The following is a 24869-nucleotide window of genomic DNA, read 5'->3' on the forward strand; positions in this document are numbered from 1 at the left end:
TGCCGGGATTAACGACACCCGGCCGTTGCGGTCAATGCGCGCTTCGGCCGCCCTAGCAGGAAGCTTCCCATCATGGGCCTTTTCGGCCTCCTACGCCGCCCTCGCCATGAGAGGACCGGCTTCGTCCTTTACGGCGCGGCCGTGGCGGCGGCCCGCGAGCCCCATTTCTACGCCCGGATCGGCGTGCCCGACACCTCGGCGGGCCGATTCGAGCTGGTCTCGCTCCACGCCGCCCTGCTCATCCGCCGCCTGCGCGCCGAGGGCGACAAGACCGCCGACCAGCTCGCCCAGGCCGTCTTCGACGCCATGTTCGCCGATATGGACGTGAACCTGCGCGAGATGGGCATTGGCGACATGACCGTCGGCAAGCGGGTGAAGATGCTCTGGGAAGGCTTCCATGGCCGGGCGCAGGCCTATGCCGAGGCCCTGGCCGCCGGTGATGTCGAAAACCTCGCCGCCGCGCTGGAGCGCAACGTCTGGGTGAAGGAAGCCGCGCCCGAAGGGGCGCCCGCGACCCTGGCCCGCCACGTGATGCAGGCCGATGCCGTCCTGGCCGGCCAGCCGGTCGCCGCCATGCTCGCCGGAAAGGTGCATTTCGCATGACCCCCGAATTCAGCCACAGCGTGATCCTCGCCCAGGTGCCCTCCGGCGGGCAGGGCCTTCGCCTGGCGGCGAACCCGGCCGAGCGCGAGGCCCTGGCCCGCCGGCTGGGCCTCCTGGCCCTCCATGCCTTCTCCGCCGAGCTGCGCCTTGTGCCCGACGTGGAGCGCGCGATCCTCGTCACCGGACAGCTGACGGCGGAGCTGGAGCAGGAGTGCGGGGTCACCCTGGCGCCCGTGCGCCAGTCGGTGAGCGAGGCGGTCGCCTGGCGCCTGCTGCCCACGGGCATGGAGCCCTCCGACGGCGAGGACGATCCCGACGACATCGAATCCGAGCAGGGCGCGGCCGATCTCGGCGAGGCCTTGGCCCAGCAGCTCTCGCTGGCCATCGATCCATATCCCCGCGCCCCCGGCGCCGAGCTCTCGCAGCTCGTCGGCGAACAGGAAGCGCATGGCCCCTTTGCAGCCCTGTTGAAGCTCAAGCGCCCCTGACTGTTGCGCCCTGGGGAGGTTGGGTGCTAATCGCCGCCTCCCTGCCGCTGCATGACCGCCGCGGTGGCTCCCGCTTGGGCAATCGCCCCTCTGACCGTGTTGAAAGGCTGGCTCAATGGCCGTCCCTAAGAAAAAAGTCTCGCCCTCCCGTATGGGCATGCGCCGCAGCCACGACGCGGTCGCCAAGGAAGCACATCTGGAGTGCTCCAACTGCGGTGAGCTCAAGCGCCCGCATCACGTCTGCTCCGCCTGCGGCCATTACGATGGTCGTGAGGTTGCGGCTGCCGACGCGCTGAAGGGCGTGGTTCGCCTCTGAGCGACACGCAGCGGGGCGCCCGAAGTGGTGAGCAACCGTCGGTGAATATCGCGGCGCCCGCCGAAGGGGGCCTTCGGCGCTTTTCCCTGGCCATCGACGCGATGGGTGGGGATCACGCGCCGGATTGCGTGCTCGACGGGCTGGAGCTTGCTGCCGAGCGGCACCCCCAGGCGCAGTTCCTGCTCGTGGGGGACGAGGCGCGTCTGCGCGCGGCGCTGGCCAGCCGGCCGCGCGCCGCGAAGGCCTGCGTCATCCGCCATGCGCCCGACGCCATTCCCGGCGATATGAAACCGACCCAGGCGCTGCGCCAGGGCCGGAAGTCTTCCATGCGCCTGGCGATCGACGCCGTGGCGCAGGGCGAGGCCGCGGGCGTCGTCTCGGCCGGCAATACCGGCGCGCTGATGGCGCTGGCCAAGATCGTCATCAAGACCATGCCGGAGATCAGCCGGCCCGCGCTTGCCGCCATCGCGCCCTCGCTGCGCGGCGACGTGGTCATGCTCGACCTCGGCGCCAATGTGCAATGCGATGCGCGCAACCTGATCGAATTCGCCATCATGGGCGATGCCTTCGCACGCGCCGTGCTCGGCCTGCCGAGTCCCACCATCGGTCTGCTCAATGTCGGCTCCGAGGAGCTGAAGGGCGACGACCGCGTCCGCGAGGCCGCCGAGACGCTGCGCTCGAGCCATGCCGGACTGAATTTCCACGGCTTCGTCGAAGGCCACGACATCTCGACCGGCACGGTCGACGTCGTCGTGACGGACGGCTTCACCGGCAATGTCGCGCTCAAGACCGGCGAGGGCGTCTACAAGCTGATGAGCACGCTGCTCAAGCAGGCCTTCACCTCCTCGATCCCCGCGCGGATGGGCTATCTGCTCGCCCGCCCGGCGATGGAGCGGCTGCGCGAATGGATGGACCCCCCGCCGCTACAACGGCGCCATCCTGCTCGGGCTCAACGGCGTCGTCGTGAAGTCGCATGGCGGCACCGACGCCACCGGCTTCGCCCACGCGGTCGACGTCGCCATGGACATGGTGACCCACGGCTTCACCGCCACCATCCGCGAGAGCCTCTCTCGCCTCGCAGCGACCCCCCGCGCCCGTCGTCCTTCCCGATGCAGCGCCCTCGATCGCCGCCCAGCAGGACTGACCCGCCTTGGCCCTTCGTTCCGTGATCGCCGGCTGCGGCGGTTATCTGCCTTCCAACGTGCTCGACAACGATGCGCTGGCGGCGAAGTACGGGCTGGACACCAGCGACGAATGGATCCGCGAGCGCAGCGGCATCCGCCAGCGCCATCTCGCCGGCCCGGATGACAGCGCGACCTCGCTGGGCGCGGAGGGCCTCGCGCCGCGCGCTGGCCCAGGCGGGCATCGACGCCTCCGAGGTGGACGGCATCGTCTGCGCGACTTCCACGCCGGACAAACGCCTTCCCCTCGACGGGCGCGCATATCCAGGCCGCCATCGGCATGACGCGGGGCTTCGCCTTCGACGTCTCGGCGGCCTGCACGGGCTTCATCTACGCGCTCTCGATCGCCGATGCGATGATCCGCGCGGGCCAGGCCCGCTGCATGCTGGTCGTCGGGCAGCGAGGTCTATTCGCGCATCCTCGACTGGACCGACCGCTCCACCTGCGTGCTCTTCGGCGACGGCGCGGGGCGCGGTGGTTCTGCGGGCCGAGGACGGGCCGGGCGATCGCGGCGTGCTGTCCACGCATCTGCATGCGGATGGCCGCCAGTCGGGCATCCTCTATGTCGAGGGCACGACCGGGCCGCTGAAGATGGCGGGCAACCTCGTCTTCCGCCAGGCCGTGAACAAGCTTTCCGCCGCGGTGGACGAGGCGCTGACCGCGAACGGCATAGACAAGGCCGAGGTGAACTGGCTGGTGCCGCACCAGGCGAATATCCGCATCATCGACGCGATGGGCCGCAAGCTGGGGCTGGCGCCGGACCGCGTGGTGAAGACGGTGGACCGGCACGCCAATACCTCGGCGGCCTCGGTGCCGCTGGCCCTGGCGGAAGCCGTGGGCGACGGGCGGATCCGCCCGGGCGACCTCGTGCTGCTCGAGGCGATCGGCGGCGGGCTGACCTGGGGCGCGGCGCTGGTCCGCTTCTGAGGCGAGGGGCCTGGGGCCCCTTCTGGAGCGCCCCGCCGGCGCAGGACTGACTCGAATTCCAGAAATCCGGGGCCGAGGGCCCTGATACGCCATCGCGCCTGCCGTTCGACGCGCTCCCCCCGATCTCCGCAAGCTTGCCCTCGCCGCCGCGCAATGCGTGGCGGTCTATTTATGCTTCATGATGCATTTATGTGAAATTATGTGCATCGTCTGCCTTTTCATTGCGAAAAAGACGGCCTAAGCACGGGTAAGCCGGGTTATCCGATCAAATCTTCACATCAAGAGCATCATGACAAAGAACGACTACAGCGTCTGCGTGGTGGGTCTGGGCTCCATGGGGATGGGGGCCGCGCGGTCCTGCATCGCCGCCGGGCTCACAACCTACGGTACCGATCTCACCCCCTCGGCCTGCCAGTCGCTCAAGGATGCCGGCCGCCGCCGCCTGCGGTCCGGACGCCGCGGCCTTCGCCGGTGAGCTCGACGCCGTGCTGCTGCTGGTGGTCAATGCGGCCCAGTGCAAGGCGGTGCTCTTCGGCGAGAACGGTCTCGCGGCGAAGCTGCGCCCCGGCACGGGCGTCATGGTCTCGGCCACCATCTCGGCCGCCGATGCGAAATCCATCGCCGCCGGGCTGGAGCCCTTCGGGCTGCTGGTGCTGGACGCGCCCGTCTCGGGCGGCGCGGTGAAGGCGGCGGCAGGGCAGATGACCGTCATGGCCTCGGGCGCTCCTGCGGCCTTCGACCGGCTGTCGCCCGTTCTCGATGCCGTCGCCGGCAAGGTCTATCGCATCGGCGAGGAGATCGGCCTGGGCGCCACGGTGAAGATCGTCCACCAGCTCCTGGCCGGCGTGCATATCGCGGCCGGGGCCGAGGCGATGGCGCTGGCGGCCCGCGCCGGCATTCCCCTCGACACCATGTACGAGGTGGTGACCAACGCCGCCGGCAACAGCTGGATGTTCGAGAACCGCATGAAGCATGTGGTCGATGGCGACTACACGCCGCATTCGGCCGTCGACATCTTCGTGAAGGACCTGCGCCTGGTGGCCGAGACCGCGCTGTCGCTCGGCTTCCCGCTGCCGCTCGCCAGCACGGCCTATACGATGTTCGCCAATGCCAGCAATGCCGGCTTCGGCCGCGAGGGACGATGCCGCGGTCATCAAGACCTTCGCGGGCATCGAGCTTCCGGGCGTGAAGAAGTGAGCGCGAGCCTCGGTCCGAACTCCCTCCGCCTGGGCGTCATCGCCGACGACTTCACGGGCGCCACCGACATCGCCGGCTTCCTGGTCGCCAACGGCCTGCGCACCGTGCAGCTCAACGGCGTGCCGCCGGCCGATCTGGCCATCGACGTCGATGCCGTGGTGATCAGCCTCAAGACCCGGTCCTGCGCGGTGGACGAGGCCGTGTCGCAGAGCCTCGCCGCCCTGGACTGGCTGCGTGCGCGCGACTGCCCGCAATTCTTCTTCAAATACTGCTCGACCTTCGACAGCACGCCCCAGGGCAATATCGGCCCCGTGACCGACGCGCTGCTGGCCGCGCTGGACGAGGACTTCACGGTCATCTGCCCCGTGCTGCCGGTGAATGGCCGCACGATCTACAACGGCTATCTCTTCGTGAATGGCGTGCCGCTGGATGAATCCGGCATGCGCCACCACCCCGGTCACGCCGATGACCGACGCCAATCTGATGCGCCTGATGGACGCCCAGTCCCAGGGGCAGGACCGGCAATGTTCCCAGCTCGGTCATGGACCAGGGCCCCGATGCCGTGCGCGCGGCGCTCGAGGCGCTGAAGGCCCAGGGCTTGCGCTACGCCGTGCTGGACGCGCTGAACGACGCGCATCTGGTGGTGATGGGCCAGGCGGTCGCCGGCATGACGCTGGTGACCGGCGGCTCGGGCCTGGCCGACGGCATGGCGCGCGCCTGGGGCAGGGACGGCGATGCCGCCGCCGCCGCGCGCGAGGGCAAGCCGGCCAGGGGCCGCGCGGTGGTGCTCTCGGGCTCCTGCTCGCAGATGACCAATGCGCAGGTCGCGGCCTATCGCGAGGCCGCGCCCTCGTCGGTGATCTCGGTCGAGCGCTGCATCGCCGATGCCGGCTATGCCGCCGAGCTCGCCGGCTGGGTTCGCGCGCAGTCCGCGGAGGGCCTCGCGCCCATGGTCTATGCGACCACCACGCCCGAGGGTCTCAAGGAGATGCAGCAGGCATTCGGAGGCGTGGCCGCCAGCGCGGCGGTGGAAGCCACCTTCGGCCGGCTCGCGCAGCTGCTTCAGGCGGAGGGCTTCGATCAGTTCATCGTGGCCGGCGGCGAGACCTCTGGCATCGTGACGCAGTCGCTGGGCATCGGCGGCTTCCACATCGGGCCGCAGATCGCGCCGGGCGTGCCCTGGGTGCGGGCGGTCGGCAAGCCGCTGTCGCTGGCGCTCAAATCCGGCAATTTCGGCCAGGAGCGCTTCTTCTTCGACGCGCAGAATCTCGCGGCCTGAGGAGAATCAACATGCCCAAATTCGCCGCCAACCTGTCGATGATGTTCACCGAGCTGCCCTTCCTGGACCGCTTCGCCGCGGCCGCGAAGGCGGGCTTCGGCGCCGTCGAATTCCTCTTCCCCTATGAGCACCCGCCCGAGGTCGTCGCCGGCAAGCTGCGCGAGGCCGGCCTCGTCCCAGGCGCTGTTCAACATGCCGCCCGGGCGACTGGAATGCGGGCGAGCGCGGCATGGCCGCCATCCCCGGCCGAGAGCAGGAATTCCGCGACAACGTCGCCATCGCCATCACCTATGCCAGGGCGCTGGGCTGCAGGACGCTGCACGCCATGTCCGGCCTCACCGCCGGGATGGACCGCGCGGCCTGCGAGGCGACCTTCGTCGAGAACTTCCGCTTCGCCGCCGATGCCCTGGCGCCGCACGGCATCACCCTGCTGGTCGAGCCGATCAACAGCCGCAACATGCCCGGCTATTTCATCGCCCATCAGCTGGAGGCCGTGGCCCTGGTCGAGCGCGTGGGCCGGCCGAATGTCTCGGTGCAGCTGGACCTCTACCACGCGCAGATCATGGACGGCGACCTCACCAAGCTGATCGGCAAGATGGGCGGCAGGTTCGCCCATGTTCAGATCGCCTCGGTCCCCGAGCGGCACGAGCCCGACGAGGGTGAGCTGAACTACCCGCATCTCTTCGCCGTGCTGGACGCCGCCGGCTACGAGGGCTGGATCGGCTGCGAATACAACCCGCGCGGCGAGACGACGGCCGGGCTGGGCTGGTTCGCCCCCTACAAGGCGCGCTGAGCCGGCCATGATCCCCGCCGAGCGTCAGACCCTGATCGTCGCGCGCCCTCGCGGATCGCGGCGTGCTCAGCATCGCCGAGCTGACCGAGCTGCTGGCCGTGTCGCACATGACCGTGCGCCGCGACATCCAGCAGCTCGAGCGCGAGGGGCGGGTGACCACGGTGGCCGGCGGCATCAGCCTGCCCGAACGGATCTCCTTCGAGCCCTCGCACGTCACCAAATCGGTGATGGCGCATGCGCAGAAGGTCGCGATCGGGCGCCGCGCGGCGGAGATGGTGCCGCCCAATGCCGTCGTCTATCTCGACGCCGGCACCACCACGCTGGAGATCGCCCGCGCCTTGGCCGGGCGCAGCGATATCGCCGTCGTCACCAACGACTTCGTCATCGCCGCCTTCCTCACGCGCGACTCCCGCTGCCGGCTCCATCACACCGGCGGCGAGGTGGAGCGCGAGAACCAGTCCTGCGTCGGCGACGCCGCGGCCGAGGCGATCCGCCGCTTCAACTTCGACATCGCCTTCGTCTCCACCTCCTCCTTTGGCCTGCGCGGCGTCTCCACCCCGGCGGCGAACAAGGTCGCGGTCAAGCGGGCCATCGCGCAGAGCGCGGCGCGCAGCGTGCTGGTGACCGACAGCAGCAAATACGGGCTGATCGGCACCTTCAACGCGATCCCGATGGAAAGCCTTTCCGCCATCATCACCGATTCCGGCCTGCCGGATGGCGTGCGCCTGGCGATCGAGGAGCGTGGCATCGCGCTGCACCTCGTCCCCGCCGAGGCCGGAACCGTCAACGCGAAGAATATGGGAAGCATCACGGCATGAAGATCATCGTCACCGGCGGCGCCGGATTCCTCGGCAGCCGCGTCATCCGCGCGCTGCTCGCCCATGGCGGCGGCAAGGACGGGGTGCCGGCCTTCGAGGGCATCGTCTCGGTCGATCTGGGCGAATGCCCCGTGCAGGATCCGCGCGTCGCCTCCATCGTCGGCGACATCGCGGATGCGGCTTTCGCGAAGTCGATCATCGGTCCCGACACGGTGGGCGTCTATCATCTGGCGGCGGTGCTCAGCGGCGGTTCGGAGCAGGATTTCGACCTGGCCATGAGGGTCAATGTCGACGGCACCCGCGCTTTGCTGGAGGCAGCCCGCGCCGCCGGCAGCTGCCCGCGCTTCATCTTCACCAGCTCGCTTGCCGTCTATGGCGGGCCGATGCCCGATGTGGTGCCCGAGAGCCTCGGCCTGCAGCCGGCCTCGACCTATGGCGCGCAGAAGGCGATCGGCGAGTTCCTGGTCAATGACTATTCGCGCAAGGGCTTCGTGGACGGGCGCGTCTGCCGCCTGCCGACCATCTCGGTGCGCCCGGGCAAGCCCAATTCCGCTGCCTCGTCCTTCGCCTCGGGGCATCATCCGCGAGCCGCTGAACGGTATTGCCGCGACCTGCCCGGTGCCGCTTTCGACCCGGATGTGGCTGTCCTCGCCCGATGCGGCGGTGGCCAATCTCGTGCACGCCATCGCGGTCGACGGCGCGGCCATCGGCGTCTGGCGCACGATGAACCTGCCCGGCCTCTGCGTCACCGTGGCGGAGATGCTGGCGAGCCTGGAGCGCATCGGCGGCGCTGGCCCGCGCGCCCTGGTGACCGAGCTGCCGGAGCAGCGCGTGATCGACATCGTCTGCTCCTGGCCGGGCGATTTCGACGTGTCCAGGCCGCTGGCGATGGGCTTCGTCCGCGATGCCGACTTCGACGCCGCGGTGCGCCAGTACAAGGACGAATTCACCCACTGACAACTGACCCGCCGGGCACCGCAGCCGGCGATGATTTGCCACGACAAGATTGGATAGTTTGATGAACGCTGCCGCCACCGCGGTTGGGCCGGGGGCCATTGTGGGCCTGGCCTTCGGAATCGCCTTGCTCATTTTCCTCGTGCTGCGCACCAAGATCCACGCCATCGTGGCGCTGGTCATCGCCGCGTCCATCGCCGGGCTTTCCGCCGGCATGGCGCCCGATGGCGTGGTGAAGTCGATCACCACGGGCTTTGGCTCCACTCTTTCCACCATCGGCCTGGTCATCGGCTTCGGCGTGATGATGGGGCGCATCCTCGAGATCTCGGGCGCGGCCGAGCGCCTCGCCGTCACCCTGGTCCGCTGGCTGGGCGAGAAGAAGGAGGAATGGGCGATGATGGCCACCGGCTACATCGTCTCCATCCCGATCTTCTGCGACAGCGCCTTCGTCATCCTCAACCCGCTGGTGCGTGCGTTGTCGCGCAAGACGGGGCGCTCGGTGCTCACCCTGGGCATCGCCCTGGCCGGCGGCCTGATGCTGACCCATCACGCGGTGCCGCCGACCCCCGGCCCGCTGGGGCGCGGCCGGCATCTTCAACGTCGATATCGGCCTGATGATCTTCTGGGGCGTGGTGCTGACCATCCCGGCAACCTTCGCCGTCGTGCTCTATGCCCGTGTCATGGGCCCGCGCATCGAGGCGATGATCGAACGCGACACCGGCGAGACCTTCACCAACAAGGAAGCCTTCGCCCAGTTCAAGGAAGAGGCCGCCGCGCGCGAAAAGGACCTGCCGCCGCTGTGGCTGTCCATGATGCCGATCCTCGTGCCGATCGTGCTGATCTTCATCAACACCGTCGTCGCCGGCATCGTTACCGCCAGCGGCGACCGGGGCATGGCGGCCCACCCGCTGGTGCAGGTCAGCGCCTTCATCGGCAATCCGGTGATCGCGGTCGGGATCGGCGTGATCATCGCCGTCTATGGCCTGGCCGGTAAGCTGAGCCGCGAGGGCAGCATCGCCGAGATGGAGAAGGGCGTCGAGGCGGCCGGCATCATCATGCTGGTCACCGGCGCCGGCGGCGCGCTGGGCGCCGTGCTGCGCGACAGCGGCACCGGCACCTATATCGGCCAGTGGGTCTCGACGCTTCCGCTGCCGGCCGTGCTGATCCCCTTCGTCATCGCGACGCTGGTGCGGCTCATCCAGGGCAGCGGCACGGTCGCCATGATCACCGCCGCCTCGATCTCCGCCCCCATCCTGGCGCAGATCCCGGGCGTGAACATGGTCTTCGCCGCTCAGGCGGCGGCCATCGGTTCGATGGTCTTCGGCTATTTCAACGACAGCTACTTCTGGGTCATCAACCGCATCCTCGGCGTGAAGAGCGCCAAGCATCAGATGCTGGTCTGGTCTATTCCGACCACGATCGCCTGGGCGACCTGCCTCGTCACCCTGCTGATCGCCAACGCCATCTTCGGCTGACCTTCCAAAGACCCGATACGGGGGGCGCCGTCATGGCGCCCCCATTTTTTTGCGAGGAGCGACATCATGACCGAGACCGAATTGCGCGCGCAGCTCGTGGAGCTCGGCGCCAGCCTTTTCGCCCGGGGCTACTCGGTCGGCAGCGCCGGCAATATCAGCGTCCGGCTGGGCGACGGCTATCTGATCACCCCCACCAATTCCAGCCTGGGCCGGTTGCAGGCGGCGCGCATCAGCCGGCTGGATGCGGACTGGAACCATATCGGCGGCGACAAGCCCTCCAAGGAGGTCTTCCTGCATCGCGCCGTGCTGACCGCGCGGCCCGAGGCCGGTGCTGTAGTGCATCTGCATTCCACCTGCGCGACGGCCATCGGCTGCCTGGCCGCGCCGGGCGAGGCGATGCCGATCGCTTCGCTCACGCCCTATTTCGTCATGCGCGTCGGGCGGACCCTGCCGGTCATCCGCTATTATCGCCCCGGCGATGCGGCCATGGAGAACGACATCCACCAGGCGGCGAAGGAGGCCCGCGCGATGCTGCTGGCCAATCACGGGCCGGTGGTCAGCGGCAGGACGCTGCTCGATGCGGTCTATGCCGCGGAGGAGCTGGAGGAGGCGGCTAAACTGGACCTGATGCTGCGCGGCCAGGCGGCCCGGCGGCTGACGGACGACCAGATCGACGACCTGCTGCGCACCTTCGGCTGAGGGATCAGCCGTCGCCGAGGCGACCCAGGCTCTGGGCCATCTCCGGGAAGTAGTGATCCACGTCGTCGAAGAAGAGCGCGGCGATGCGCCGGTAGCCCCAGTCGGTGAAGTGCACGCCGTCCTCGGCGCGGAAGACGCGAGCGCCGCGATCCAGCGGGACGCTGGGCAGGAAGCGGCCCTCCGCGTCGCTCGTCGCGTCCCAGGTGGGGATGAAGACGCCGCCGGCCGAGACCACGGCGTTCTGCTGGATCTCGTTGAGCTGCCGCGCCGCCTCGGCGATCTGCGCGCCGCGCATATTGGGCAGGCCGAACCAGACCACCTTGGCGCCCGAGGCCAAGGCCGGCGTCACCATCTCGGTCACGCGGCGGGCATAGCCCTCGGCGAAACCCTGGGTGCCGAAGGCGAATCGGATGCGCTGCTCGCGCACGACGAGGGGGCGGAAGTCGTTCGCGCCGATCCAGAAGATCACGAGGTCGGGATGGTTGCGCGCCACCAGGTCGCGCGCCGCGGTCGGCCAGTCGTGCTCGTCGCTGCGGGTGACGCCGGTCGCGTGCAGCGTGCCGTTGACGGCGCGCAGCCCGGCGCGCCGGCGCAGCACGCCGTTCAGCGAGAGGAACATGCCCTGCGCCAGGGAATCGCCGCAGAAGAGGATTTTCACCGGCCCGGGGGGCGCGGGCTGCGCGCGGGCGACTCCGGCCGGGGGGAGCAAGGCGAGGCTGCCCAAAGTCATGGCGCTGAGGACCAAACGTCGGCGAATCATCAGGAAGTCATCGAAACCGACGGCCACGCCGTACACTCCGAGAGGGGACAGATGAACTGGAGCCAGCTATATCACGGGCATGGCTGTGATGAAGTCCCGAGCCTTATGAAATGCTGAATCGTCGAGGTTTTATCTCGCTCCTCAGCGCCGGCCTCGCCGGCTGCCAGGGCGGCGCTTCCGCACCGCGCGGCGCGGAGGATCTTCCGCCGTGGCAGGATCCCATCTTCGTCGCGCAGGCCGCGCCCGATCCCGTCTTCAATGACCTGCTGCCGGTCAGCCGGGGCGGGGATCCCTTCGCGCCTCTCGGGGCCGCCCTGCGCGGTATCCAGCGCGGCGACCGCGATGCCCGCGCCCTCGTGATGATGATCGGCGACAGCCACGCGGCCGGCCCGGTGATGGTCGAGCACCTGCGCGGCCTCTTCCAGTCGCGCTTCGGCGCGGTGGGGGTGGGGCGGCTCTCGCCGGGCAAGTCGCAGCGCTACTTCAACCCCTCGGCCGTCACCATCGGCCAGAGCGGAGAATGGACCGCGCGCAACGCGCTGCGCTCCACCTCGCCTGGCCCCTTCGGTCTCACCGGCTATCGGCTGAGCGGCTCGGGCGCGGGCGATACCATCACCCTGCGCTCCGACGAACTCGAGGGCTTCGACCGGGTCCATCTCTCGCTGATGGCGGGCCCTGAGGCCGGCAGCTTCCGCCTGCGGGTGGATGGCAACTGGATCGGCCCGGCGACGCTGAAATCCGCCCGCCCCGAATTCCGCCCGATGTTCCTCGACGTGCCCTCGGGCAGCCGCGAGATCGCGATCGAGTTGGTCGGCGACGGCCAGGTGGAGCTGCTCGGCTGGGGCCTGGACCGGCGCGGCCGCGGCGTGCTGGTGGAGGCCTTCGGGATTAACGGCGCCACGCTCTCCACCCTGGACAACCGCGACCCCGAGATCCTGCGGCGCGAGCTGACGGCGCGGCCGCCGGCGCTGCTCATCCTGGAATTCGGCACCAACGAGGCGACCGATCCCGAATTCGACGAGGCCGGCTATGCCGCGGCCCTCACGCGCCACATCCAGCGCCTGCGCCAGATCCTCCCGCGCAGCGGTATCCTGCTGATGGGCGTGCCCGATGCGGGCCGCCCGGTGCGGCTGCCGCCGATCCGTCGCGGCCGCCACATGGTCGCGCAGCGCCAGCCGACGGGCTGCGCCGCCGCCACGCCGCTGGTCGCCCTCTCGCGCGTGCGGGCCGCCCAGCGCGCGGTGGCGCAGAGCGAGAACATCGCCTTCTTCGACTGGAGCGCCGAGGTCACGCAGAGCCCCTGCCGCCTTCAGGCCCTGGCCGGCGGCGATGCGCCGCTGATGCGCGCCGACTTTGTGCATTTCACGCCCGACGGTTACCGCCTCACGGCCGAGAAGCTGCACACCCATATCCTGCGTGGCACGGGCCTGGGCCCGCGCCGCAGCAACGCCTGACCGGTGCTTTTCCCGACCGGCGTCTTCGCGCTCTTCTTCGCGGCCGTCTTCCTGGGGCATTGGACGCTGCTGCGCGTCCGGCCCGCGCTCGACCGCTGGTTCCTGCTGGCGGCCAACCTCGTCTTCTACGCCTTCTGGAGCGTGGAGTTCTGCGCGGCGCTGATCGCCGTCGGGCTCTGGACCTGGGGGGTGGGGCTGACGGCGGCGCGGCGACGATCGCGCCCCGCGCTCTGGATCGGCGTGGCCGGTACGCTCGCCTGGCTGTTCTACTTCAAATACGCGAATTTCTTCCTGCAGGAGATCGTGGCGAAGCTTGGTTTCGACGCGCCCGTCCTCGCGGTGGTGCTGCCCGTCGGCATCTCCTTCTACTGCTTCCAGGCCATCTCCTACATGGTCGACGTCCATTCGGGTGAAGCCGAGGTCGAGGCCAACCCATTGAACGTGCTGGTCTATCTGACCTTCTTCCCGCATCTGGCGGCGGGTCCCATCGTGCGCGCCGCGCATTTCCTGCCGCAGCTGCGCAGCCTGCCGGACCGCACCCGCATCCCGGTGGCGATGGCCGCGATCCTCATCCTGGGCGGGCTGTTCAAGAAGATGGTCGTCGCCAACGAGCTGGCGACCGGCATCGTCGATCCGGTCTTCCGCGATCCGACGGCCTACGGCGCCTGGGACATCGTCCTGGCCTGCTACGGCTACACCATCCAGATCTTCTGCGATTTCTCCGCCTATTCCGACATGGCGATCGGCTTCGCGGCGCTGCTCGGCTTCCATTTCCCGAAGAATTTCGACCAGCCCTTCCGGGCCGTCTCGCTCTCCGAGTTCTGGCGGCGCTGGCACATCTCCCTCTCCACCTGGCTGCGCGACTATCTCTATATCCGCGCGCTGGGCGGCAGCCGGGGGAGCGAGGCGCGCACGCGCTTCAACCTGATGGCGACCATGGTGCTCGGCGGCATCTGGCACGGCGCCAACTGGACCTTCCTGATCTGGGGCGCGATCCACGGCGTGGCGCTGGCGGTTGAGCGCGCTTTGGGCGGCCGCGCGCGCCCGGTCACGAAGGGCGCGATCCTGCTGCGCTGGCTCATCACCTTCCATGTGGTGATGCTGGCCTTCGTGCTGTTCCGCGCGCCGGATCTGGGAACCGTGGCGGCGCTGGTCGCCGGGCTGGGCGAGGGACTGCCCAGCGAGGCCGTCACCTGGCGTCTCGCGGCGCTGGCCGCCCTGGGACTCGCCATCCACTTCCTGCCGCCCGACCTGCGCGAGCGCATCGAGGCGCGGCTGCGCGCGCTGCCGCCGGCCGCGCTCGGCCTTGCCCTGGGCCTTGCCCTGCTGGCGATCCTGCTGGCCGGGCCCGAGGGCGTGGCGCCCTTCATCTATTTCCAGTTCTGAGGAGGCGCGGATGCAGCAACCCTGGCTGAACCCTCCCGGCACCGCGCCCCGCCGCGGCGTTCCGGACGACTTCTCGCCTGCAACCGCGACCCTCCCCTGGCGCGGGGCACTGGTCGTGGTCGCGATCGTCTGGCTGATCCTGCTGGCGGGGCGCTCGGCCGCGATCGTGGATGCGGCCTACGGCCTGCCGGTCGCGCCGGGGACCGAGACGCTCATCGCCGTCGCGGATGCGTGGAACGATGCGCTTTCGGCCCTCGGCATCCCGCAGGCCCTGGATGCGATCCGCCAGAGGCTCGCTACCGGGCGGTGAATCAGGCGCCGGCGAGGGGATGGCGGCCGAGGAATTCGGCCAGCTTGGTCCACCAGGCCTGATAGGCCATGCCGGTGGCGGGGTGGATGCCGTCGCGCGAGGGGAAGCTGCAGCGCGACTGGCGGCCGGAATTGATCGCCGGAAGATCGCGCAACAGGTCCGAGGCTTGGTGCCGGACCTGGGCGAGCACGCGGTCCAGCGCGACGCTGCTGCGCTCCATCGCATGGTCCTGCGAGAAGCAGCCGGGCGTGGCCCAGATCACCTGCTCGGCGTCCCATTTCGCCATGACCTCGGCGATGCGGGAAGGGTAGGCCTCGGCCTCGGCGGCGCTCATGCCGCGCAGGTCGTTGGTGCCGAAGACCAGGACCAGCCGGCGGGCGCAGCGCGGCGCCTGGGTGCGCAGCCAGCTGATGCCCGCGCCGCCCTGGGCGATCACCTCGAAGCCGAGCGCCTGGGCATAGGGGCCCATGCCGACGGCCAGGCTGTCGCCGAGCAGGATATCGGGGCAGGCGGGGGCGGCGGCGCGGGCCGGAGGGGCGATCAGGATGGCGGCCAGGGAGAGACTGAGGGCCGCGAGGGTCCGGTGGAGCGGGCGCATGGTGGTCGTGACTCCTTCCTGGGGCCTGCCGCTTGCTGGCACTCCCCGGGTGAATTTTCGATGAAGGGGGCAATCTCCCCCGAGCGGACCCCTCTGGGCGGACCCCGCTGGGGCGCTGAGCGCGCCGCCAGGATCGAAAAACATGGTTGACGTGAGGGGCTCTTCCCGGCTTTCCTGCCTCTTCAAGCACTTGCAGGGTAGACCAACGCCATGGAGACCTTGACGCGCTCGGGACTTGCCGAGGCCATCTATGCGGCTGTCGGATTGTCCCGGAACGAGTCCGCCGCCTTGCTCGAGGCGGTGCTGGAGCGTGTGTCCGGCGTGCTGGAAACGGGCGAGTCCGTGAAGATCTCGGGCTTCGGTACCTTTCTGATTCGCCAGAAGGGACAGCGGATCGGCCGCAATCCCAAGACCGGCGTGGAAGTTCCTATCCTTCCGCGGCGCGTGCTGACCTTTCGGCCCAGCCAGGTGCTCAAGGCCCGGATCAACGGCGAGACCGTGAGTGCCGAGGACCTGAAGGCCGACGGCGCGTGAGTGGGCTGCCCGATCTAGAGGATCGGTCCCGGCCACGCAAATCCGCGCAGGCCTTCCGGACCATCAGCGAGGCGGCGGACCAGTTGAACGTGCCGCAGCACGTTCTGCGCTTCTGGGAGACGAAGTTCCCGCAACTCAAGCCACTTAAGCGCGGCGGCGGGCGCAGGTACTACCGGCCCGAAGACCTCGCTCTGCTCAAGCGCATTTCCGATCTTCTCTATACGCAGGGCTACACGATCAAGGGCGTGCAGCGCCTGTTGAGCGAGGGCGAGCCGGAGCCGGCGCCGGGCGATCCGCCGGAAGAAAATGCGTTGGCTCAGGTGCTTGCGGAGCTGGAGGCGATCGCGGCGGAGCTGAAGACGCTTTAGCCGGTCAACCGGTGCGCGGAGTGGCGCGCCGCGCCACTCCCGCAACGCGGCGATCAGTCGTCGTAGGCGAGCAGCGTCTCGACCGGGACGCTCAGCTTCTTGCGGCCTTCGAGGAAGGTCAGCTCGATCAGCGCGGCCACCGCCGGCACGACGGCGCCCGCCTGCTGCAGCAAAGCGAGGCCGGCCGCCATCGTCCCGCCGGTGGCGAGCAGGTCGTCCAGCAGCACGACGCGCTGGCCTGGCTGCACCGCATCCGCCTGCATCTCGATCCGGTCGGTGCCGTATTCGAGCGCGTAGTCGTAGCCCACGGTGGGGCCGGGCAGCTTGCGCGGCTTGCGCAGCATGATGAAGCCGAGGCCGAGCTCCAGCGCCAGTGGCGCCGCCAGCAGGAAGCCGCGGCTCTCGATGCCGGCCAGCAGGTCGGGCTTGTGGGGCGTGACGCGCGCGGCCATCGCGGCCATCGCGGCCTTCCAGGCCGGACCGTGCCGCAGCAGCGTCGAGATGTCGTAAAACAGGATCCCCGGCTTGGGGAAATCGGGGATGCCACGGATGTGGGACTTGAGTTCTTGCTCGGTCACGGCTTTCTTCGCATGGAGCGAGCGGCGCGGAGGCGCCGACGCGTGGATCGCGGGCCGAAACTAGCCTTGCCGATCAGTATCCCGCAAGCTTGCCTCCCGCCGAAACGGCGAAGAAATCCGAGAAGGTTCTTTCACTCCCATGTCACGCGGCAAGAGCGCGATGCTGATCGGCATCGTCGGATTTTTTATTTATATCGCCATTGTCGTCAAGATTGGTGACTTCTTTGTGAATCAACATTGGGCAATCCAAGTTGTATATTATTTCATTGCTGGATTTTTCTGGGTTTTCCCGGCCATCTCGCTGATCAAATGGGGCGCTGGCGCGAACCGCCGCTGACGGTCCGGCCGGCGTCCCCCCGAGGCAACGAAAAGAATCCCGGGCCGGCTCAGTCGCCGGTCATGGTCATGCCGCCCGGGCTGATCGTGACCGTGCCGGGGCCCGAGATCGCGACCGGCGCGCTCAGGGCGGACCAGGTGAGGGCATTGCCGCTGGAGGCCGCGTCGAACAGGCCCACATGCGAATAGGTGCCCATCGCGGCCGTGAAGGTGAAGCGCACCGCCTCGGCATTCTGCTGCACGCCCGTTCCGGTGAAGGTCACGCGCTGGCGCGCATAGCCGCTGCCCACGGGCTCGCCGGAGATGCCGGTCGGGTTGCTGCCGCCGGTGCCGAGCGCGAGATAGACTGCGCTCGGCAGCACGGGCGTGCGGCCGCAGACGGCGCGCGCGAGGACGTTCTTGGCGTAATCGGTGATGGAGCTCATCGGTGATTTCCTTCTGCGGGGGTCAGATGTCGGCGGCGGCGGCGAAGAGCGCGGGAAGCGCCTCGCCATCGGCGCCGATGCCGGCGGGCTGGGCGCGGATCGCCCGATAGAGGTCGTCGATCTCGAGGCGGCGCGGATCGTCCAGGGCGGTCTGCTCGAAGCGGAAGCCCATGCGCTGGAGCGGCGCCTTGCCGGCGCGCCGCGCGGCCTCGTCGCGATAGCCGTGCAGCTGCGCCTCCACGACGCCGGCCACGCGGTCGAACTGGATATGCGTCAGCCGCCAGTAATCGGCGGTGATGCCGGTCTCGTTGATCTCGACGGCTTTCAGGAAGGCCATGTCTTGCTCCTTCGGGGCGATCAGGCGGTGGTTTCGATGGAGAGCACGCGGGCCACCCACCGGATGGACTTGCTGGCCTCGCCCGTGGCGGTGACGGCCAGGCCGCCATTCGTCGTGTCGGCGGCCAGGCCCAGTCGCCAGCCGGCCGCCGCGCTGTCGGCATGGATGGGCGCGACGGCGGAGCCGGAGGAGCCGACCAGGATCGTGGCCGCGGCATTGGCGCCGCGCCGGATCAGCGCGGTCAGCTCCCAGCCGGCGCTGTCGCCCGCCGTGCCGGCGCTCCCCGAGGCCTGCCGGGCCACCACGAGCAGGCGAAGCTGGTAGCTGCCCGAGTTCGGAAGATTGAGCGTGTTCGTCGTGCCTGCCGCCGCCTGATCCGCCGTCAGCCGCGTGGCCGTGGCGTCCGTCGTGAGATTGCGCAGGATGAACTCGCCGGACTGGGCGTCGCCCAGGGTGGAGAACTGGCCATTGGCCCAGCAGCCTCGGCCCAGCAGCCCTCGCGATACGGACCGCTGCCCCCCGGGGATCCAGCAATTGAGGCCGTCGGCCGAGTTCGTGGAGCCGCCGGACACGGTCGCGTTGGCGCCCCCCGCGGTATTGGCGACACCCCCTCCGATCGTGCTCCGCGTGCCCGTCGCGGTGCCGCTGACGCCGCCGGCTATGGTGCTTTCCGTCCCGGAAGCGAGGTTCCCGCCGCCGCCGCCGACGGTCGAGGTGGCGCCGCTGGCGACCTGCGTGGCCGCTGTCCGGGCGGTTTGCCAATCCGTGGCGTTGACGCCGCGGGCATTGCCTCCGGCCGGGGTGGCGTCGGCGAACTGGGCCTGGAGAGGGCCGGTTCCCTTCGGCTGGCCGACGACGGCGGCGATATTCGCATCCGCCCCCGTGGCGATCCACCCGACCAGGGAGGGGCTGCCCGTCGCGGCGCCGCGGATCTCGATGCGGTTCACCGCATTGGCGGGCGTCGTCACCTCGAGGCCATGGGCGCTCGGCGCGGCGCCGAGGCTGATCGTGCCGCTGGCGGCGCGCAGGAGCTCGACGCCGTTGGCGGCGGCGGAGAGCGTCGCGGCCGCCGGCCGGAACAGGCCGGTCGCCGCCTCGCCCACCGAAAGCCCCGGCCGCGCGGCCTCGCCGGCCGGAGCCTGGATCCCGGTCGAGCCGTTGCTGCCGGCGTTGGAAAGCAGGCCGGGCGTGGCGGTCTCCAGCAGCGGCGCGCCGGCGAGGTTCACGCGATTGGCCACGCCCGTGGCGGCATGAGCCAGGTGGATGGCCGCTGCACCGTTGTTGCGCTGGTTGAAGTTCACGCAGCGCAGCGCGCCAATATCGAGGCGGTTGCCGGACTGCTCGACGCGGATCGCATTGTCCTCGACGTCGTCGACGCGAAGCGTGCCGATCTGCACGCGGGTGGATTGCGCGTTCACATAGAGGCCGATGCTGCCCGCGAGCGGCGCGCCGGCGGCGTTGAAGATCTCGCCCTGCGTCGTCAGCGCGTCGATCTGGCCGTCGGTGCCGTTGGCATCGATCCACACGCCGTGTTTCACGAAATCCGCATAGGCCTGGCCGATGGAGAATTTCCGCGTGAAGCCGGCCGCCGAGGAAGTGAAGCGGAACATCGAGCGGTAGCCGAGCGCGAAGGACTGATCGACGAAGACGCCGTCCACCCTGCGAAAGACCAGGGCGTCGCCATTGGCCTGCTGCCAACGCATCACATGGTCGTTGGCGGACCAATAGGGCCAGAAATGGACGTTCATCAGCCGGCAGGTATCGTAGCACTCGTCGATCTCGACGCCGGTGGTGAAGACCTGGCCGCGGATCCGCCGCAGGTCCGTGCGGCCGGAGTTGCGCGAATAGATGCCCTTGTTGATGCCCGAGAGCAGGATGTTGTCGAAATCCACGCCGCCGTAGCAGTCGACGACCTTGAAGAAATAATCATAGGCCGTCGGCGCCCAGGCGGCGTTCTGCGCGGCGGTGTGATTCTGGCGGATGGCGATGTCGTGGACGCCCGAGCCGCGCGAGGCGGTGCCGGTGAAGGTGATGGGGGTGAAGGCGGTCGAGTTCACCGTGAACCAGGTGCCGTCGCCGGGATTGCCGCCTTCCGCGAAGCCCGCGCCCCGGAGCCGGACGGCGTTGCCGCTGATCGTGATGGCCGAGTTCAGCCGGTAGTTTCGGGCGCCGAAATGGACCGTGCCGCCCGCCGCGCCGAGCGCGGCGATCGCCGCCTGGATGGCCGGCGCGTCATTGGTGGTGCCGTCGCCGAGGGCGCCGAAGTCCCGCACTTCCACGCCCCGGTCGGCGAGCACCGCGCGACGGAGCTGCGAGAGGCTGACGCGCTTGGTGGCGGGGGAGGGGGAGACCTGCACGAAGGGCGTGAGGTCGCTGTCTGCCACCGCGGTCGCGGCGGGCAGTTCGCTGATCTTCAGATCGGGCATGGGCTCCGTCCGTTGGGGTAGGGTGTCGAGGGCGGCGGGCGGCGGAGCGATCAGTCCTGCGCGATGGCGGCGCCGTCCTCCTGCAGCAGCTTCGGCCCGTCCTCGGCCAGCATGAGATGCAGGTCGGGCAGGATGTTGAAGCTGCGCGAGGTCACGACGATGCCGCGGTCCTCGTTGTCCTCGACCTGGATGCGCCATCCATTGCCCACGGCCGGCGTCGGCAGCGTCGTGGTCACGTAGCCCTGGTCGACCGGCACGGTCCGGGCGGGCGGGATCACCTGGTTCTGCGCATTGCGCAGCGTGACGACCACCGAGGCGATCGGGCCGACCACCTGCGCGTGGACGGGGATGGCCGAGCCCATGATGATGCCGGCCACCAGCGGCGCGAGGATGATGGTCGCGACCACCGCGCCCGCGGCCTGCACCATGCGCAGGGTCTGGGCGACGGTGCGGGTGAGGGCGATGGGCGTGACCGCGCCGTCGAGCGTGACGCCCGGGCCGATGCCGACATTGCTGCGCACCGGCAGGATGGCCATGGAATCGGAGGACTGCACGATCATCACGTCGCCGGCCTGGAGGCGGCCGGCGGCAGGGGCGAAATAGCCGGGGGTCACGATCGCCGCCTTGAGGTCCGCGCTGCGATAGTGCCAGAGGTTGAAGCGGGCGGTCTGGATCAGCGGCATGAGATCCGTCGCGATGAAGGACATGGGCGTGCGTCTCCTGGGCCGCGCGGGATGCGGGCGGAACGGGGAAGGGACTGATCGGGGATGGGGGCCTGAAGGGGGAAGGATTGGACGCAATTCGCCCCTTGGCCTCGTCGTTCTATGTGAACAAAAAGAGAACGTCAAGAAAATTGCAGGAGGCGAAAGCGATATTGTGAAACGGCGCGTCCTGCCGCATAGCCGGAGGCCCGCGCTTCTGGAGATCGCCCATGCGCCGCCTGCTGCTGAGCCTCGCGCTGCTGCTCGCCATCCCTCCCTTGGCCTCGGCGCAACAGCCGGTGCTGAACATCTACAACTGGGCGGACTACATCGATCCCTATGCGATCGAGCGCTTCCAGCGCGAGACGGGCATCCGCATCCGCTACGACGTCTACGACACGCTGGAGACGCTGGAGGGCAAGCTCTCCGCCGGCCGTTCGGGCTACGACATCGTGGTGCCGACCAGCGAGCCCGCCTTCAACCGCCTGGTGCGGGCGGGCGCGCTCCGGCCGCTCGACATGGCGCGGATTCCGAATGCGTCGAACCTCGACGCCGCGATGATGGCGCGCGTGGCGGGGGTGGATCCCGGCAATCGCCACGGCGTCATCTATCTCTGGGGCACCACCGGCCTGGGGATGAACGCCGCGCGCATCCGCGAGGTCGCGCCCGACGCGCCGCTGGACAGCCTGCAGCTGCTGCTCAACCCCGAGCATGCGCGCCGCGTCGCGCGCTGCGGCATCGCGGTCATGGACAGTGCGATCGACGTGCTGCCCTCCGTGCTGCGGCATGTCGGCGCGGACCCCGACAGCACGGCCCAGGCCGATCTCGACCGGGCGCAGGCGGCCCTGCTGGCGATCCGTCCCTTCCTGCGCTCCATCCCCTCGCCGCCGGCGATCATCGACGCGCTGGCCCAGGGCGAGATCTGCCTGGCCTTCTCCTATTCGGGCGACGTGATCCAGGCGGCCGCCCGGGCGCGCGAGGCGCGGCGGGGCCATGAGGTGACCTATGTGATGCCGGCCGAGGGCGCGCAGCTCTCCTTCGACATGCTGGCGATCCCCGCGGACGCGCCCAATCCGGACGCCGCGCATGCCTTCATCAACTTCATGCTCCAACCCGAAGTGATGGCCGGCGTCACGCGCCAGACGCGCTACCCCAACGCGGTGCCGGCCTCGCGCGCGCTGTTGCCGCCCGAGATCCGGAACGATGCGAGCATCTTCCCCGATGCCGGCGCGCTCTCGCGCGGCTTCGTCGCCGGCACGCCGGCCCAGGCGGGCGAGCGCGCCAGGGCCAGGCTCTGGGCTCGCTTCAAGGCCGGGCGGTGACGCTCCTCGCGCTGGAAGGCGTGACCCGGCGTTTCGGGGCCGTGACGGCCCTGGACGCGCTCTCGCTGGAGATCGGGGCGGGCGAGTTCTTCGCCCTGCTCGGCGGCTCGGGCTCGGGAAAATCCACGCTGCTGCGCATCGTCGCCGGCTTCGAGACGCCCGATGCCGGCCGCGTGATGCTGCGCGGCGCCGACATCACGCGCGACCCGCCGCCGGCCCGCGCGGTCGCGATGATGTTCCAGTCCTACGCGCTGTTTCCTCATCTCAGCGTGGCCGACAACATCGCCTATGGCCTGCGCCGGGCGGGCGAGGGGAGGGCCGCCATCGCCGCCCGCGTGGCGGAGCTGGTGGCGCTGCTCGGCCTCGAAGGGCTGGAGGCGCGCCGGCCGCGCCAGCTCTCCGGCGGCCAGCAGCAGCGCGTGGCCCTGGCCCGCGCCCTGGCCCGCCGCCCGCCGCTGATCCTGCTCGACGAACCGCTGGCGGCGCTGGATTCCGGCCTGCGCGAGCGCACGGGCCTGGAGCTGCGCGCGCTCCAACGGCGCCTGGGCGCGAGCTTCGTGATGGTGACGCATGACCAGGCGGAGGCTCTCGCTCTGGCCGATCGCGTCGCCGTTCTGGAGCAGGGGCGCATCGCCCAGGTCGCGGCCCCGCGCGAGCTCTACGAGCGGCCGGCGACGCGCTCCGTCGCGCGCTTCCTGGGGGCGGCGAATGTGCTGGAGGCCGGCGCGCTGCCGCTGCGCGCCGAGATCCCCGCGCCCGCCTATGCGCTGCGGCCCGAGCGCATCCGCCTCGCCGCCGCGCTGCCCGAGGCGAATGGCGCGCGCGCCACCGTCACCGACGTAGCTTTCCGGGGCGGCGATGCGCTGATCCTCGCCCAGGTCGCGGGCGGCCCGCTGCTGCGCGTCGTGCTGCCGGCCGGCGAGGCCCTGCCCGAGGCGGGCGCGACGATCGTCCTCGCCTGGGATGCCGCCGCCCTCGCGCCGCTCGCCGCATGACGCGCGCGCTCGCCTGGCTCGCTTTGCTGCTGCTCGTCGCCGCGCCCCTGCTGATCGTCTTCGGGATGGGCTTCGGCACGCCCGATGCCGGCGTGCCGCCCGTGATCCCGCCGCTCGGCCGCGAGGGCTGGCAGGGCAGCCTCGAGGCCTGGGGACTCCTCTTCGCCGACGGCTTCTATCTCGACACGCTGCTGCGCTCGCTGCGCCTGGCGGCAATGACGGCCTCGCTCTGCCTCGTGCTGGGCTTTGCCATGGCGATGGGCATCGCCAGCGCGCGGCCGGAGCGACAGGCGCTGCTGCTGGCCCTCGTCCTGCTGCCCTTCTGGACCGGCTTCGTGCTGCGCCTGACCGCCTGGGTCGGGCTGCTGCGCGACGGCGGCTGGATCAACGGCGTGCTGCTGCGCCTCGGCCTGATCGCCGAGCCCCTGCCGCTGCTCTACAGCGATGGCGCGCTGCTGCTCGGCATGGTGCATTCCTACCTGCCCTTCGCCGTGCTGCCCCTGGTGGCGACGCTGGCCCGGCGCGACCTCGCCCTCGAGGCGGCGGCCGCCAATCTGGGCGCGCGGTCCATGACCGTCTTCCGGACGGTGACGCTGCCTCTCGCGGCGCCGGCGGCGGCGGCGGCCTTCCTGCTGGTCTTCATCCCGGCGGCGGGCGAGGTGGTGATCCCCGAGATGCTCGGCGCGCCGGACGCCATGCTCATGGGCCGCGCCATCTGGGGCGAGTTCTTCCAGACGCGCGACTGGCCCGCGGCCGCCGCGCTGTCCACGGCGCTGCTGGCGCTGCTGGTGGTCCCGGTCGCGCTCTACCAGCGGCTTTCGGTGCTGAAGTGAAGCGCATCGTCCTCGTCCTCGGCCTGGGCTTCCTCTGGGCGCCGGTCCTGCTCCTGGCGGGCTATGCCTTCTCCGACAGCCGCGTGCCCTTCGAATGGGGCGGCTTCTCCCTGCGCTGGTTCGCCGCCTTGGCGCGGAACGAGCGCATGGTGGAGGCCGCCTGGCTCTCGCTGCGCATCGCCGCCGCCTCGGCCAGCCTGGCGACGCTGCTGGGCCTCGCCTTGGGCTGGGTGCTGGCCCGCCACGGCCCCTTCGCCGGACGCTCGATCTTCGGCGTCCTGGCCGGCGCGCCGCTGGTCCTGCCGGAGGTGGTGACGGGCCTGGCCCTGCTGCTGTTCTTCGTCGGCCTCCAGGCGCTGACGGGATGGCCGGAGCAGCGCGGGGCGGTCACGGTCTGGCTGGCCCATTCCTCGCTGGGCATGGCCTATGTGGCGGTGCTGGCGCAGGCCCGGCTGGCGGCGCTGGACCCCGTCCTGGAGGAGGCCGCCGCCGACCTCGGCGCGACGCCCTGGGCCGTCTTCCGCACGGTCACTTTGCCGCTGATTCTCCCAAGCCTCGGCGCCGGCTGGCTGCTGGCCTTCACCCTGTCGCTGGACGACGTGGTGCTGGCGAGCTTCGTCTCGGGGCCCGGGGCCACCACCCTGCCGGTCTATCTCTTCTCCCAGCTGCGCCTGGGAATGACGCCCGAGGCCAATGCCCTGGCGGTGGTCTTCCTGGCCGTGGCGGGGGGAATCAGCACGATTGCATGGGTGTTGCGCCGCCCAGCGGGTTGAACG

At 70.0% G+C, this 24869-nt stretch carries 24 protein-coding genes and 7 pseudogenes; 24 read left to right on the forward strand and 7 right to left on the reverse strand.

The window, feature by feature from the left end:
• The first annotated feature begins 72 nt into the window (after positions 1-72).
• The 14 genes and pseudogenes from ACO057_RS04860 (at position 73) to ACO057_RS04925 (ending at position 10730) form a co-directional block, all read left to right on the forward strand.
• Positions 73-603: a ubiquinol-cytochrome C chaperone family protein gene (locus tag ACO057_RS04860; protein WP_421989229.1), complete on the forward strand. Its 531-nt coding sequence runs from the start codon at positions 73-75 to the stop codon at positions 601-603.
• The gene (locus tag ACO057_RS04865) at positions 600-1091 is read left to right on the forward strand and encodes a YceD family protein (protein WP_421989230.1); all 492 of its coding nucleotides are present in this window, start codon (positions 600-602) and stop codon (positions 1089-1091) included. Before ACO057_RS04860 ends, ACO057_RS04865 begins: the two co-directional genes overlap by 4 nt.
• Before the next feature lie 115 nt (positions 1092-1206).
• Complete coding sequence (gene rpmF, locus ACO057_RS04870) at positions 1207-1407, forward strand: 50S ribosomal protein L32 (RefSeq protein ID WP_421989231.1); 201 nt, start codon at positions 1207-1209, stop codon at positions 1405-1407.
• Positions 1408-1508: 101 nt separating this feature from the next.
• Positions 1509-2517, forward strand: a pseudogene (gene plsX / locus ACO057_RS04875) (phosphate acyltransferase PlsX); the annotation flags it as partial.
• 40 nt (positions 2518-2557) lie between these two features.
• Positions 2558-3515, forward strand: a pseudogene (locus ACO057_RS04880) (beta-ketoacyl-ACP synthase III).
• Positions 3516-3804: 289 nt separating this feature from the next.
• Positions 3805-4712 (forward strand): annotated as a pseudogene (ltnD, locus tag ACO057_RS04885) (L-threonate dehydrogenase).
• Positions 4709-5991: pseudogene (otnK, locus tag ACO057_RS04890) on the forward strand (3-oxo-tetronate kinase). The pseudogenes ltnD and otnK overlap by 4 nt, the downstream one beginning before the upstream one ends.
• 229 nt (positions 5992-6220) lie before the next feature.
• The gene (locus tag ACO057_RS04895) at positions 6221-6784 is read left to right on the forward strand and encodes a hydroxypyruvate isomerase family protein (protein ID WP_421989232.1); all 564 of its coding nucleotides are present in this window, start codon (positions 6221-6223) and stop codon (positions 6782-6784) included.
• Between the two features lie 62 nt (positions 6785-6846).
• The gene (locus ACO057_RS04900; RefSeq protein ID WP_421989233.1) at positions 6847-7602 is read left to right on the forward strand and encodes a DeoR family transcriptional regulator; all 756 of its coding nucleotides are present in this window, start codon (positions 6847-6849) and stop codon (positions 7600-7602) included.
• A pseudogene (locus tag ACO057_RS04905) lies at positions 7599-8078 on the forward strand (NAD-dependent epimerase/dehydratase family protein); the annotation flags it as partial. The gene ACO057_RS04900 and the pseudogene ACO057_RS04905, both read left to right, overlap by 4 nt.
• A gap of 142 nt (positions 8079-8220) precedes the next feature.
• The gene (locus tag ACO057_RS04910) at positions 8221-8559 is read left to right on the forward strand and encodes a hypothetical protein (RefSeq protein ID WP_421989358.1); all 339 of its coding nucleotides are present in this window, start codon (positions 8221-8223) and stop codon (positions 8557-8559) included.
• A gap of 61 nt (positions 8560-8620) precedes the next feature.
• Positions 8621-9061: pseudogene (locus tag ACO057_RS04915) on the forward strand (GntP family permease); the annotation flags it as partial.
• A 109-nt stretch (positions 9062-9170) separates the two neighbouring features.
• On the forward strand, positions 9171-10031 hold the full coding sequence (locus ACO057_RS04920) for a GntP family permease (protein WP_421989234.1): 861 nt from the start codon (positions 9171-9173) through the stop codon (positions 10029-10031).
• Between the two features lie 66 nt (positions 10032-10097).
• Positions 10098-10730 carry an aldolase gene (locus ACO057_RS04925; RefSeq protein ID WP_421989235.1) on the forward strand — a complete coding sequence of 211 codons (633 nt, stop codon included), beginning with the start codon at positions 10098-10100 and terminating at the stop codon, positions 10728-10730.
• Positions 10731-10734: 4 nt separating this feature from the next.
• Here ACO057_RS04925 and ACO057_RS04930 read toward each other — a convergent pair whose 3' ends face one another.
• A complete protein-coding gene (locus ACO057_RS04930) occupies positions 10735-11490 on the reverse strand; it encodes a GDSL-type esterase/lipase family protein (RefSeq protein WP_421989236.1) in 756 nt (251 codons plus the stop codon).
• Between the two features lie 110 nt (positions 11491-11600).
• Here ACO057_RS04930 and ACO057_RS04935 point away from each other — a divergent pair, with 110 nt between their 5' ends.
• The 3 genes from ACO057_RS04935 to ACO057_RS04945 are packed head-to-tail and all read left to right on the forward strand — an operon-like array spanning position 11601 to position 14640.
• The gene (locus ACO057_RS04935; protein WP_421989237.1) at positions 11601-12944 is read left to right on the forward strand and encodes a GDSL-type esterase/lipase family protein; all 1344 of its coding nucleotides are present in this window, start codon (positions 11601-11603) and stop codon (positions 12942-12944) included.
• A 3-nt stretch (positions 12945-12947) separates the two neighbouring features.
• Positions 12948-14330, forward strand: a complete 1383-nt coding sequence (locus tag ACO057_RS04940; protein ID WP_421989238.1) for an MBOAT family O-acyltransferase — start codon at positions 12948-12950, stop codon at positions 14328-14330.
• A gap of 10 nt (positions 14331-14340) precedes the next feature.
• Positions 14341-14640: a hypothetical protein gene (locus tag ACO057_RS04945; RefSeq protein ID WP_421989239.1), complete on the forward strand. Its 300-nt coding sequence runs from the start codon at positions 14341-14343 to the stop codon at positions 14638-14640.
• A 1-nt stretch (position 14641) separates the two neighbouring features.
• Here ACO057_RS04945 and ACO057_RS04950 read toward each other — a convergent pair whose 3' ends face one another.
• Positions 14642-15238: a hypothetical protein gene (locus ACO057_RS04950; RefSeq protein ID WP_421989240.1), complete on the reverse strand. Its 597-nt coding sequence runs from the start codon at positions 15236-15238 to the stop codon at positions 14642-14644.
• 210 nt (positions 15239-15448) lie between these two features.
• On the opposite strand from ACO057_RS04950, the gene ACO057_RS04955 reads away from it, so the two are divergent.
• Complete coding sequence (locus tag ACO057_RS04955) at positions 15449-15772, forward strand: integration host factor subunit alpha (RefSeq protein WP_421989241.1); 324 nt, start codon at positions 15449-15451, stop codon at positions 15770-15772.
• Positions 15773-15810: 38 nt separating this feature from the next.
• Positions 15811-16036 (forward strand): annotated as a pseudogene (locus ACO057_RS04960) (MerR family transcriptional regulator); the annotation flags it as partial.
• A 157-nt stretch (positions 16037-16193) separates the two neighbouring features.
• On the opposite strand, the gene ACO057_RS04965 reads toward ACO057_RS04960, so the two are convergent.
• Positions 16194-16718 (reverse strand): adenine phosphoribosyltransferase, encoded by a 525-nt coding sequence (locus ACO057_RS04965; RefSeq protein ID WP_421989242.1) that lies wholly within the window; start codon positions 16716-16718, stop codon positions 16194-16196.
• Positions 16719-16857: 139 nt separating this feature from the next.
• Between ACO057_RS04965 and ACO057_RS04970 the strand changes: the two genes are divergently transcribed.
• Complete coding sequence (locus ACO057_RS04970) at positions 16858-17055, forward strand: DUF2842 domain-containing protein (protein ID WP_421989243.1); 198 nt, start codon at positions 16858-16860, stop codon at positions 17053-17055.
• A gap of 49 nt (positions 17056-17104) precedes the next feature.
• Here the strand turns inward: ACO057_RS04970 and ACO057_RS04975 are convergent, their stop codons facing one another.
• From ACO057_RS04975 to ACO057_RS04990, 4 genes are read right to left on the reverse strand one after another with little or no spacing between them, the layout of a single operon-like run.
• Complete coding sequence (locus ACO057_RS04975) at positions 17105-17479, reverse strand: phage tail fiber protein (protein WP_421989244.1); 375 nt, start codon at positions 17477-17479, stop codon at positions 17105-17107.
• A gap of 22 nt (positions 17480-17501) precedes the next feature.
• Entirely contained in the window at positions 17502-17816 is a 315-nt protein-coding gene (locus tag ACO057_RS04980; RefSeq protein ID WP_421989245.1) for a hypothetical protein, read from the reverse strand.
• 20 nt (positions 17817-17836) lie between these two features.
• Positions 17837-20242 (reverse strand): glycosyl hydrolase family 28-related protein, encoded by a 2406-nt coding sequence (locus ACO057_RS04985; RefSeq protein ID WP_421989246.1) that lies wholly within the window; start codon positions 20240-20242, stop codon positions 17837-17839.
• Between the two features lie 50 nt (positions 20243-20292).
• Positions 20293-20949 (reverse strand): hypothetical protein, encoded by a 657-nt coding sequence (locus ACO057_RS04990; protein ID WP_421989247.1) that lies wholly within the window; start codon positions 20947-20949, stop codon positions 20293-20295.
• Positions 20950-21173: 224 nt separating this feature from the next.
• Between ACO057_RS04990 and ACO057_RS04995 the strand changes: the two genes are divergently transcribed.
• The 4 genes from ACO057_RS04995 to ACO057_RS05010 are packed head-to-tail and all read left to right on the forward strand — an operon-like array spanning position 21174 to position 24866.
• Positions 21174-22265: an extracellular solute-binding protein gene (locus ACO057_RS04995; protein WP_421989248.1), complete on the forward strand. Its 1092-nt coding sequence runs from the start codon at positions 21174-21176 to the stop codon at positions 22263-22265.
• A complete protein-coding gene (locus ACO057_RS05000) occupies positions 22262-23260 on the forward strand; it encodes an ABC transporter ATP-binding protein (protein WP_421989249.1) in 999 nt (332 codons plus the stop codon). Before ACO057_RS04995 ends, ACO057_RS05000 begins: the two co-directional genes overlap by 4 nt.
• Entirely contained in the window at positions 23257-24093 is an 837-nt protein-coding gene (locus tag ACO057_RS05005) for an ABC transporter permease (protein ID WP_421989250.1), read from the forward strand. Before ACO057_RS05000 ends, ACO057_RS05005 begins: the two co-directional genes overlap by 4 nt.
• Positions 24090-24866, forward strand: a complete 777-nt coding sequence (locus tag ACO057_RS05010) for an ABC transporter permease subunit (RefSeq protein ID WP_421989251.1) — start codon at positions 24090-24092, stop codon at positions 24864-24866. Before ACO057_RS05005 ends, ACO057_RS05010 begins: the two co-directional genes overlap by 4 nt.
• The last annotated feature ends 3 nt before the right edge of the window (positions 24867-24869 follow it).

It is taken from the genome of Roseococcus sp. (assembly GCF_965227005.1).
In the GTDB taxonomy this organism is placed as follows: domain Bacteria; phylum Pseudomonadota; class Alphaproteobacteria; order Acetobacterales; family Acetobacteraceae; genus Roseococcus.